The organism is Mucilaginibacter sp. A3364, assembly GCF_059690715.1.
Genome location: NZ_JCAWED010000002.1, coordinates 488,650 through 500,676, shown reverse-complemented (window position 1 = coordinate 500,676; position 12,027 = coordinate 488,650). Strand labels below are relative to the sequence as shown.

Annotated in this window: 6 protein-coding genes; 2 read left to right on the top strand and 4 right to left on the bottom strand. The window is 45.3% G+C overall.

All coding sequences use genetic code 11. The annotated features are described in order from the left end of the window. Positions 1–16 precede the first annotated feature (16 nt). The 4 genes from AC59JT_RS14740 to AC59JT_RS14725 all read right to left on the bottom strand — a co-directional run bounded on the left by AC59JT_RS14740 (position 17) and on the right by AC59JT_RS14725 (position 6,752). On the bottom strand, positions 17–1,504 hold the full coding sequence (locus tag AC59JT_RS14740; protein ID WP_497400231.1) for a SusD/RagB family nutrient-binding outer membrane lipoprotein: 1,488 nt from the start codon (positions 1,502–1,504) through the stop codon (positions 17–19). 12 nt (positions 1,505–1,516) lie between these two features. Beyond that, entirely contained in the window at positions 1,517–4,969 is a 3,453-nt protein-coding gene (locus tag AC59JT_RS14735; protein WP_497400229.1) for a SusC/RagA family TonB-linked outer membrane protein, read from the bottom strand. Positions 4,970–5,083: 114 nt separating this feature from the next. Beyond that, entirely contained in the window at positions 5,084–6,103 is a 1,020-nt protein-coding gene (locus tag AC59JT_RS14730) for a FecR family protein (RefSeq protein WP_497400227.1), read from the bottom strand. 79 nt (positions 6,104–6,182) lie between these two features. Next, positions 6,183–6,752 carry an RNA polymerase sigma factor gene (locus tag AC59JT_RS14725; protein ID WP_497400224.1) on the bottom strand — a complete coding sequence of 190 codons (570 nt, stop codon included), beginning with the start codon at positions 6,750–6,752 and terminating at the stop codon, positions 6,183–6,185. A 221-nt stretch (positions 6,753–6,973) separates the two neighbouring features. Here AC59JT_RS14725 and susR point away from each other — a divergent pair, with 221 nt between their 5' ends. Beyond that, the gene (gene susR, locus AC59JT_RS14720) at positions 6,974–8,695 is read left to right on the top strand and encodes a SusR family glycan utilization regulator (RefSeq protein ID WP_497400222.1); all 1,722 of its coding nucleotides are present in this window, start codon (positions 6,974–6,976) and stop codon (positions 8,693–8,695) included. A 376-nt stretch (positions 8,696–9,071) separates the two neighbouring features. Continuing rightward, complete coding sequence (locus tag AC59JT_RS14715) at positions 9,072–12,017, top strand: SusC/RagA family TonB-linked outer membrane protein (RefSeq protein ID WP_497400220.1); 2,946 nt, start codon at positions 9,072–9,074, stop codon at positions 12,015–12,017. Positions 12,018–12,027 lie beyond the last annotated feature (10 nt).

Genomic DNA, 12,027 nt, shown 5'->3' with positions numbered 1-12,027 from the left:
ATAGCACTGATTTGAATTATGGTTTTTGCCACCATACCTGGGTGTTTATCTCGTCGGCACCCTGCGCGGCTACCGCCGTTTTGTAATTATCAGGATTGGCAGATTGTACATAAACCGGGTAGTGCAAGCGTGCCGGCATAACACCGTTATTACGCAGGCCCGCGCCTTTTGGCAATACCGGGTGGCCGGTACGGCGATACTCAAACCATTGCTCAAAATCGGTAAAGAACATGGCGTAGTATTTTTGCAGGTGGATATCTTCCATCTTGGCATCTAATGATTGCGCTTCGTTCCAAACAATATCGGCACTGGTTAAATAGGTGTCTATCGGCGTATTGAATGTAGGCACCCAGAAGGTAATACCTGCCTGTACGCCTGCTTTGTAATAGCTTTCGGCACTACTGCTTATCCAGCCTTTAGCCGCGGCTTCTGCCAGTATAAATTGCAGCTCGGCATAGTTCATAATGTTGCCCGTTAACGGATCGTTCATTAACGAAGTGGCCGATGTTGTTGACAAAAAGTACGAGCGGTTTGATACACCCTGGCCCGGCGGATAACCGCTTGGGATACCGGCGTAACCACCCTGGTAGGTTGATATTGACCAACGGTTGGTGGTTAAACGTGGGTCGCCCCATTGTGCCAGGTTGTTAATGAAAAACTCTGAAATACCTAATGCTCTCCAGTCCTGCTCCCTAACACCACCAATAAAAGGTGAGGTAAGCGATCCGGAGCCGGTCCAGCGTAATACGGCCGCGTCTTCGTTGCCGGCCATAATAGGATAGTCGGCCGGGTGAGTATCAACAATGTCTTTGATTTTGGCAATGCACTGTGCAGATACTTCGGCTTTGCCGGATAAACGCAGTAGCAGGCGCAGGTAAAGGCTATTGCCAAACTTGCGCCATTTAGCAGCGTTACCGTTAAACACCGGGTCGCTGTTGCCTTGTACGTTGGGGCCGGTTTTTAATAACGTATCTGCCGATTCCAGTTGTTTAAAAATATCAAGATAGATGTCTTTCTGCTTGTCAAACTTAGGCGTAAAAATGCCTTCCTTACCTCTGTTCGATTCAAAGTAAGGTACATCGCCATAGGTATCGGTCAGCATAGAATATAACCAGCTTTGGCATATTAATGATATACCCATATAGCTACGGTTATAGGTTACAGGCTGGCTGGCTATGGTATATATATCCTTAAAATTGGTTAACTGGGTATACCAGCCATTCCAGGTATTGTCAGCCATTGATCGGCGGATATCGTACCTGAAAACTTTGCCTTCAGCATCGCCCGGGTCAACAGTAACCTGCATCAACTCGTTATTAAAATTGCGGTTGCGCAGCATGTTTATGCCAAGCGTATTTACCAGCGCGGGTGCCAGCAATTGCTGCGGCAGCGCGTTTGGTGTTCCGTTAGGGTCGGTATTAATTTCAATAAAACCCTTTTTGCATGATGATATAAGCACCAAGCCCGTTAGCATCATAGTTATTATTTTAAAACTCTTTTTCATTTTATGGGATGATTAAATGCCAATAACCAGGTTAAAACCAAATGAGCGTGTTGACGGGAATTGAGCAACCTCAAAGCCTTGCACAATGTCGTTGCCTGATAGTGTACCAAACTCCGGATCGAATATTGGCCATTTTGACCAGATGAACAGATCACGACCGTATACACCAATGGTAGCGCGGCGCAAGCCTAGTTTGCTGGTAAGTTTTGGTGTAAGTGAATAGTCAAAACGGGCCTCTCTAAACTTCAGGAAGTTGGTTGAAAACGTGTTTCCTTCGGCGTTATCAATACCATAGTGCGAGCGATAGTAACCGTCAATATCCTGCGCAATGGCATCGTTAGGGCGGTAGCTGCCATCGGCATTTTGTATAACACCCGTACCTATAATGCCGTTATAACGGCCCGGTAGGGTAATGGTGGTTTTACCCTGTTCCGCCAGTTTATAATTTGATAACGAGTAAGCTACGCCGCCAAACTGCGCGTCGAACAATACATGGAGGTTAAATTGCTTGTACCTAAAATCATGCGCCATGCTGGTTTTCCATTTTGGCAGAGTGTTGCCCAGGTAAACCAATTGATCTGATAGTTTGGCGAAGCCGGTAGCCGGGTCGTAAACTATTTGTCCATCAGGTGCGCGTAAGTAGCCACGGCCATACATATCGCCCATGCTGCCACCTACCTGCGCCACTATCTGGCCGTTACCTACCGGCCCGGTGCGTAATACAACGGCGCTATCTGCCAGTTGCTTGATGGTGTTTTTATTGGCCGCGAATGTTCCGTATATCTTCCAATCGAAACCGCTGCCGGTGCGTATAGGCGTGCCGTTAAGGGCAAGCTCAATACCCTGGTTATTTACCTTACCTATGTTGATAACCGCGTATGAGGCACCCGATGATTGATCAAGTCTGCGGTTAAGTATCTGGTCTTTGGTAACACCGCTGTATACTGCTACGTCAAAGCCCAAACGGTCTTTAAAGAAGCGCATTTCGGCACCTAACTCCAGGGTGAAGGTACGTAGCGGTTTCAGGTCCATGTTAGGTAGCGTGGTAGGGTTTTGCAAGCCACCCGCGTAGGTACTACCGGCTGATTGATAATTTAACGCGGTTTGATATGGCGTGGTGGTACCGCTACCAACGCCCGAGAATGACGCTCTTAACTTTGCATAATCAATAACCTGCGGAAGTTTTAAAGCGTCAGAAGCGATGAAGCTTAAACTTGTTGACGGGTAAAAGAAACCAACTCGGTCAAGCCTGTCTTTAGTAGCAAGCGTACTTGCCCAATCCTGGCGGGCGGTAACGTCAAGGTATAAATAGTCTTTAAAGCTGGCGGTTAATAAACCGTAAAAGCTGTTAAGCGCGTAGCGCGATCTGTAAGGTGCTGTTACCAGCGGACCGGCATTGTTAGCCATAGAGAATACGCCCGGGTATACCAGGGAGTCGGCACGTACCTCGTCTCGGTTATAATTGTTACGCAGCATGCTGCCACCGCCAGTTGCTGTAATGGTGAAATTCTTGTCGATCTTTTTGTTGTACCTGATCAGGAAATCGCCACCTGTTTCCTGCGAATAAATGTTTTGTGTGCGATATGATCCCTTCGGGAATTTAGTACCGGCATCATAAGGCCTTTCCTGTGCACGTTGCTCATAACCCATATCAAGGGTGGCACGTACCTGTATGCTTAATTCTTTGGTTATAGCATATTCGGCCATAATGTTACCGGTAACCGAGTTGCGGTTTGAGCGGTTGATGAATTCGTACGATACCGCGTATGGATTCTCGGGGAATGACGAGAACGGATAGAATATCGCTTTATCCTGCTGCCCGTTCTTCCAATAATTTTTCAGCCAGTTCAGATCGGCGTTTGGCTGCCAGAAAATGTACCAGTACATTAACGACTGGTTACCATAACCGGCACCCGGCAAATTGCCGCTGTTTTTGTTGTTGTAGTTTACTTTTGAGCTAATGGTTAGCTTATCATTTATTTTTGAGTTAACCGATAGCGCTATGCTGTTACGGGTATAGCCTGTATTTGGCGTTATCCAGTGGTTAGTAGCGTTAGTAGCCGAAAAACGCGCGCTGGTTTTATCGCTTCCGCCATCAATACTTACCGAATTGGTAAAGGTTTGGCCGGTTTCAAAAAACTCGCGGCTTTGGTTTTTGTAAGGTACCCATGGTGTGCGCACTTTTGATTGTGCCTGTGTTACCGGGTCAAGCTGGTAGAACATCTGCCCATCAAACTTAGGACCGTAAGCCGAGCTTGTCGCGCTGGTGCTGGCTCCATCAGGCCCCGCCAAAAACGAGTAATAGCGTGAACCCGCAGTACCCTGGCCATACTCATATTGCAGATCGGGCCAGCGGTTAACTTGTTCAAATGCCGAGTTAGAGTTAAAGGTAACCCCCAGGCCCTGGTGGCGCGAGCCCGATTTGGTAGTGATAATAATTGCACCGTTGGCACCACGCTGGCCGTAAAGGGCCGATGCGCCGGGGCCTTTTAACACGGTTACTGTTTCAATATCTTCGGGGTTAAGGTCGTTCAGGTTGCTGCCGTAGTCGGCCGGCATGTTATCGCTGCCCACGCCGTAGGTAACTTCGCCCGCGTTTGAAGTACGCCTGCCGCTACCCTGGTTTATTACAACACCATCAACCACTATCAGCGCTTCGTTATCGCCGGTAAGGTTGTTTTCGCCACGTAAAATAATTTTGTTTGAACCGCCGGGCCCACTGTTTGAACGGATAAGGTTCAAGCCGGCCACTTTGCCCGAAAGCGCGTCGGTCCAGTTGTTTGAAAGCGCGTTGGTTAACTGGTCGCCTTTAACTACAGTGGCCGCGTAACCCAGGGCTTTTTGCTCGCGCTTAATACCTAAGGCGGTTACTACTACTTCCTGTAGGGCGCTGGCACTTTCTTTTAAAACAAAGTTTAAAGCGGTAGCGCCATTGGCGTTAACCACAACATTATCAATGCGCTGTGTTTGGTACGATACATAACTAACCTCAACCGAATAAGTGCCTGCAGCAACCGGAAGCGAGTAAACGCCGTTAACATTTGTTGCGGCAGACACATTAGTGCCTACAATACGTACGGTTGCCGATGGCAGCGACTCGCCTTTTTCATCGCTTACTTTACCCTCTATACGGCCATTCCCTTGCGAGCGGGCTACTATCAAAATAGTGCTTTCGCCTGATGCCCTGAAAGTAAGCGAAGTGCCTTTTAATAACAGATCGATAGTTTCGGATACCGAACGCTGCGCGCGCGGTACAGTTACCGTGCGGCTATCATTTAATAAATTGTTGCTGTAGCTTATAGAAACATCAGCGAGTTTCTCTACCTGCTGAAACGCATTTTTTAAAGTGATCCCATCCGCCCCAAAAACTATCTTTTTGGCGGCTATCGCCTGTGCACTGGTATTGATGTAAGCCAGTGGCAATTGCAACAGGATCAGCATGGTTATTAACCATAACTTTTTCATATATTTACTTAATTTATACTTGTTTGAATTGAGTTTAAATTGTCAGATCATTGAGTCCCGGTTTGTTACCAGCAAATCCGGGGCTTTGTTTTTTTAATAGGTTTTGATGTATAATTATTTCATTATGCTGCCTCCTTTTTGATGGTGTTGTGATACAAAAACCTGTTTGTTTTTTTGCGTGTACGCCAGTCCCGACAAGGCACACAAGTCATCCATAGCCTGGCTAAGCGACGCGTTATTAAACTTGGCCGTAAGCCTTACTTTGCTCAGCTCGGCATCCGTAAATCTTATCTTTACCCCATAATGGTGCTCCAACGAGGCGGCGATGTCTTTGAAAGAAGTATCGTAAAAAACCAGGTTGTTGGCTACCCATGCCTTCACCGCGCCGGCGTCTGTAACGTTAAAGGTGTAAATGCCGTTTTGCGTGTTGATGTTGATCTGTTCGTTGCGTACCAGGTGCTTTACCATTTGCTCCTGCCCGTCAATATTGGCAACAACGCCTACTTTGCCGGTGAGCACAGTAACCGCAACCTTATTATCGGCCCGGTAAGCTTTTATGTTGAAGGAGGTGCCCAACACAATGGTGCTTATTTTACCGGTTTTAACTACAAAGGGTTTTTTGTCGTGGTGTACTACGTCAAAAAAGGCTTCGCCATCAAGCACCAGCATGCGTTTGTCGCCGTTAAAGTTTTTGGCATATTTTAATGAGCTGCCACCGCTCAATATTACGGTTGAATTATCGGGCAGTACGATTTGGGCATGTTTACCATCTATATTGCTTACAATGGCGTACTCGGGCTCCTGCCCGTTTTGGTAGGCGCTGTAGCTTAACCAGCCGCTAATGCTAGCCACCAGGCAAGCTGCCGCTATAGAGGCCCATTTCCATTTTTTTAGGGTGGATGTTGCCGGTGCCGGATTGGCTACGGCATGAGCCTGTATTTTAGCCCAGCTTTGGGTGGTGTGCAGTGGTGTTTTTAACGATACACGCGCCGCTTCCAGTATGCGGATGGTTTCGATAAACTGGGTTTGGTTATCGGGGCCGGCATCTATCCAGTCCTGTAACTCGGTAAGGCCATCATCGCTGATGGTTTTATCAAAATAGGCTAATATTAATCGGTAGTAGTGATCTTCCATTATCTGTCTCTCCCAATAAAGACAGATTTTGGCCCAACGCTTACGTAGCGAAGTTTATTAACGTTGCATTAAAGAATTGTTAAGCGCCGTTGATAAAATTATGAGTGTCGGGAATTAACGTGCGGAGCTTTTTGATGGCCTGGTACAAGGAGGTCTCTACGGTGCGTGCCGATATTTTGAGCAGGCGCGAGATCTCGTGTTTTTCCAGGTTGTCTATGCGGCTCATAAGCAGTATCTGGCGCTGGCTTTTGGGTAATGTATCTATCAGGCTCATGATCTGCGAGTATGATTCGCGGCCTGAGATAATTCTTAGCGGTGTGTTGCCATCGGCCGGGGTATGTGGTATGATGGTAATGTCATCCAGAAGCTCAACCGGTGCTTTCTTTTTCTGAATAAAGTTTAACGACTGGTTCTTAGCCGATACAAACAGGTACGATTTAATGTTTAGTATGGCAAGATTGTGGCGGTTATCCCAAAGTTTAATAAACAGGTCGGCAATGATCTCTTCGGCGGTTTCTATGTTATTGGTGTATACCGCGCAAAACTGGCACAAGCTTTTGTAGTAACGATTAAATAGTGTTTCGAGCGCCGCGTGATCATCCTGTTTTAACAAACGCATTAACTCTTCATCGGTAGGTGGTAGGTGCATGCCGTCTCCGTGTTTTTGCCAAAGTTAAGCGCCCAATGTTATGCCAATGTTAATTGTTGGGCTGGTTGACGGTGGGATTTAAACATATGTCAACAAAATAACAGGATGGCAAGCCTTATATTACGGATGTAGCCTAAAATTCATCTTAGTATTTTGTTACACAAATAAGGCTGTAAGTATGGCATGATAACGTATATTGCAATAACCATTTGTAACCCCTAATGAGTATCTGCAATAAAATTGCTTTTATTACAGGTTTTTGCCTGCTGCTATTATTCTCCCAACACGTGTTTGCCGGGCAGGATGGGCCGTCTGATGACCCTGCTGTGCTGGTTAAAACCCTCGATAATTTAATTGAGAACAAGGCCCTGATTCATCAACGTAAACTGAATAAAATAGAGGCACTTAAAAAAGGCCTTCATGCCAACTTTGCATCATTGCCGTTACGTTACAATAACTATCAAAAGCTGTTTGACGAGTATAAAGCCTTCGTTCATGATTCGGCTTTTGTGTACAGTAAGAAACTGATAGCGTGCGCACGACTGTTAAATGATCCCAACAGAATAAATGATGCCAAAGTAAAAATGGGTTTTGTGCTCATATCGTCAGGAATGTTTAAGGAGGGGATTGATACGCTGAGTACCGTAAAGTCGAAATACCTGGATAAGCAGCAAAAATACGAGTACATGTTTTTGCAGGCGCGCAGCTATTTTGACCTGGCCGATTTTGACCAGGTAGAAGATTATGCAAATAAGTATACCGCTATTGGTTTAGGCTATTGCGACTCGATCATTAATCAAAATCCCGTTAACTCTTACGAATATCTGTCTGGCTTGGGTTTAAAGTTATTGCGCGCAAAGGATATGAAGGCAGCGATAAAGCCTTTTGAAAAAATGCTGACCATAAAACGCCCTTACCAGGATAGCGCCATTAATTACAGTTGCGTAAGCTACCTGTATTTTCAAACCGGCGATGCGCGGCGCGGTTTGGCTACTTTAATAAAGGCGGCTATTGTTGATAATATGCACGCTACTAAAGAGTCGGTAGCGCTTACGCAGCTAGCCAACCATTATTACCAAAACGGGCAGATAGAAACAGCGTTTAAATACATCAACAACGCTGTATATGATAATAACTTTTACGGCGCACGGCACCGTAAAGTGCAAATAAGCCGGATACTGCCCATTATCGAGCGCGAGCAGATTGCCGGTATTGAAAAGCAAAAACGATCATTGATCATTTATGCTTCTATCATCACCTCGTTAATATTATTGGTGGTGGTGTTTGCTTCCATCACCCTAAAACAATTGAAAAAATTACGTATTGCCGATCAGTTGATCATCAACAAAAACAATGATCTGAATGCGGCCAACGCTTCGCTGTTAAATATCAATACCTCGTTAGATGTTGCCAATCAATCATTAAAACAAACCAATAAAAAGCTGGATGAGGTTAACCTTATTAAGGATGAGTATATCGGTAATTTTTTTAATATCCACTCGGATTATATTGAGAAGCTGGACCGCCTGAAACGTTCCATCGAAAAGATGTTGAAGGAAAAACGCTTTGATGAAGTGCAAAGTGTGTTGAACCGTTTGAATACAAACTTCGAGCGCGAAAATCTGTCGCATAGTTTTGACCAGGTGTTTTTAAACCTGTTCCCCAATTTTGTGGAAGATTTTAATGCTTTGTTTGATGCCGAACACCAGGTACACCTTGCCCCGGGTCAGTTGTTGAACAATGAGCTGCGCATATTTGCGCTGATACGTTTAGGTATTGATGAAAATGAAACCATAGCCAAAATATTAAACTACTCGGTTAATACCATCTACACCTACAAAACCAAAGTTAAAAACCGCTCGTTTGTGCCTAACGAGTTATTTGAGGAAAAGATATTATGCATAAAAGCGGTAAAAGAGCCCGACACCGTACCGGTTTCTTAATATTGCTTAATACCATTTAGCAACAAGCCCCTTTGCAGCGCAACGGGGCTTGTTTTTTTATAGCCTTTACCGTTTGGTTTATTTCCCGGTGAAAAAGCCTGTTTTTTCGTCTAAAAACGTGTAACGAAAGTATAGGTTTTCATGAAAAATCGTCTTGAAAGTTAATATTGCGGTAGGGATTTATCTATATATCCGGGCTCTTCCTTGTTTTTTAAATAATTGATATTCAGTTATTTAATTAAAAATAACGTCTTTTATTTTTAATATACGCCTTCATATTTCTTGATTGGGTTTTCAAACAGCATTTACTTTGATTTTGAGTTACAGGCAGTCCTTGCCGGGTAATCATAAACCAAATAACCTAATAAACCGAATTATGGAAAAAAATTACTTTTCGTATTTATTTAAGTATGGCCTTGCCGTGCTCTTTATGGTGTGTACAATTAATGTATATGCCCAGTCAACTTTTACCGGTAAGGTGGTTGACGAAAACGCTCAACCCTTGCCCGGTGCAACCGTAAGCGTAAAAGGAACCAACCAAAGCTTCTCAACCGATGCAAATGGCCAGTTCAGTATTAATATCAACCAAACAGCAATAACTGTTAGTGTAAGCTTTTTAGGCTACGATGCCAGCGAGCGTATCATAAGCATGGGCCAAAATGTAAACATACAGTTAAGGCCAAACGCCAAATCACTGGCAGAGGTTGTAGTAGTAGGTTACGGTACTGCCAAAAAATCAGACCTTACGGGCGCTGTTACTAATATCTCTAATAAAGACTTTAACCCCGGCCCGGTTACCAACCCGCTGCAACAAATAGCGGGCAAGGCAGCCGGTGTGGCCATTACCCAAACAGGCAGTGAGCCGGGACAGGCACCTAACATTAAAATCCGTGGTATATCATCATTTAACGGCAGCAATAACCCGTTGGTGGTTATTGATGGTGTGCAGGGCGATGTGGGCCTGTTAAATCAAATATCACCTTCGGAGATAGAAAGTATCGACATATTGAAAGATGCGTCGGCTACGGCCATCTATGGCTCTCGTGGTGCCACGGGTGTGGTTATCGTAACCATGAAGAAAGGTCGCCCGGGTAGAACTTCGATAGAGTATAATGCCAATGCTTCGGTAGACGTGGTAACCCGCCAGTTAAGAATGTTTACGGCCGAAGAATGGGGTAAAGAAGCAGCCGCTCGTGGCATCCCCGCATCATCAAACTTTGGTGCCAATACCGATTGGTTTGACCTGCTTACCCGCAATGGTTTCACCCAAAACCATACCATAGCTTTAGGCGGCGGTACCGATAACTTTACTTATCGTGCCTCATTTGGCGCTATCCTGCAAAATGGTATTGTTATCAATTCGGATAACAAACGCTACAACGCGCGTATAGAGGCCACACAGAAGGCTTTGGACAACAAGTTAACCATTACCATGACGCTGAACAATTCGGTGAATACAGGTAACTATAACTCGGGCAGCATTGGTCGTGCGGCGTTTACCTCAAACCTGATATCAAACGCTTACATCAGCAGGCCTACCGACCCTATTTACAAAGCAGACGGTACCTATTTTACCGATCCTTTACTGTTTGAGCCGTTAAACGTTCTGGCAGCAGCAAACCTCATCAAAAACCCCATAAGCCAAAACCGTTTGGTTGGATCATTAAGGGCTAATCTTCAAATTCTGCCTGGGTTATCTGGCGAGGTATTTGGTAGCTGGTTAAGGGCAGATGCATGGTCGGCAAATTATACCCCGGCAGCTTCAACCCTGGCATCAGCCATCAGCCAGAAAGGCTTTGCCAGTGTTAACAGCAATTTTGACGATAACAAACTATTTGACGCTCAGTTAAGCTACCGAAAAGATATCGGCGAACACCATTTTGATGTAACCGGCGTTTACGAATGGCAGTCGGCCATTGGTTATAGTGTTGGTGCCAGCGCGCGTGGGTTTGTTAACGATTTGGCTTTATACAATAACTTAAGCCTTGGCGATTTTTCAAAAGTACAAAGCGGCGATTATCGCTCGGGTCGTGACGAGCGCCGTGGTATATCGCTTAAAGGCAGAGCCAATTATTCTTACAAAAACCGTTATTTGATCACTGCCAGCATCAGCCGCGATGGTTCGACCGTATTTGGCGAGAACAAAAAGTGGGGTAATTTCCCATCAGTAGCTGTGGCCTGGCGTATTGATCAGGAGGATTTTATGAAGGAGCAGAATATATTCTCAACCTTGAAATTCCGCGCAGGCTATGGCGAAACCGGTAACCAGCAACCAATCGCCATCGGCCAGTCAAAACAGTTTGTTAATGGCTCGGGCACGGTTTATTTTGCCGGTCAGCTGCAAACCAACTTCGTGGTTAACCAGAATGCCAACCCCGATGTAGAGTGGGAAACCAAAAAAGCAACAAACTTTGGGTTGGATTTTGGTTTCTTTAACAATCGCCTTACCGGTAGTATTGATGCCTACAAAAATACCACTACCAAGCTATTGTATAATTATACCGTACCGCAGCCACCGTTCCCTTCAACAAACATTACCGCCAACATAGGTAGCTTTTACACCCGTGGTATTGAGTTATCATTAGCATATGATGTGATAAGCAACGCTAATACCAGGTTAACCATAGCCGGTAACGGTACGCTAATGGATTCGAAAGTATTGAGTTTGAACGGTACCTATATGGGCATCCCGTTAACGGTTAACTTCCCGGGTTATGGTGGTGCAAACGGTTACCTGGTTGAAGGTATGGCCGTAGGTACCATCCGTATTTTAAAACACAAAGGCGTTACAGCTGCCGGTGCCGAAACCATGGAAGACCTGAACGGCAATGGATCAATAGATGCCGGCGCGGCCAGTTTAGACCGATATGTTGCCGGTCAAAATCAGCCTAAATACACCTTCGCGTTTACGCCAAGCTTTAGCCACAAAAACTTTGATGCATCAATGGTATGGCGCGGCCAGGGTGGTAACAAACTGTACAACCAGTTACGTGCTAACTTAAGCTTCCTGGAAAACCTGGGTAAATCAAACCTGCTGGCAAGCTCGATTGACGATCCTATGTTTACTTCGGCCTACTACGGTACTTCTGATTATTGGTTGGAGAGCGGCGCGTTCATCCGTTTAGAGAACGTTACCTTGGGATACAAAATTCCTACACCAAAAATGAAATACATCAGCGCGTTCCGCCTATCACTTACCGGCCAGAATCTGTTACTGATCACCAAATACAAAGGTATCGACCCGGAAGAAACAGGTGGCGACAATGGTATCTATCCAAGGATCAGAACCTTCGCCATGGGTTTAAATATTGTACTGAAATAATCATTGATCA

Coding starts and splice junctions, on each gene's coding strand:
- AC59JT_RS14740 (WP_497400231.1), bottom strand. CDS start 1,504: ATGAAAAAGAGTTTTAAAATAATAACTATGATGCTAACGGGCTTGGTG.
- AC59JT_RS14735 (WP_497400229.1), bottom strand. CDS start 4,969: ATGAAAAAGTTATGGTTAATAACCATGCTGATCCTGTTGCAATTGCCA.
- AC59JT_RS14730 (WP_497400227.1), bottom strand. CDS start 6,103: ATGGAAGATCACTACTACCGATTAATATTAGCCTATTTTGATAAAACC.
- AC59JT_RS14725 (WP_497400224.1), bottom strand. CDS start 6,752: ATGCACCTACCACCTACCGATGAAGAGTTAATGCGTTTGTTAAAACAG.
- susR (WP_497400222.1), top strand. CDS start 6,974: ATGAGTATCTGCAATAAAATTGCTTTTATTACAGGTTTTTGCCTGCTG.
- AC59JT_RS14715 (WP_497400220.1), top strand. CDS start 9,072: ATGGAAAAAAATTACTTTTCGTATTTATTTAAGTATGGCCTTGCCGTG.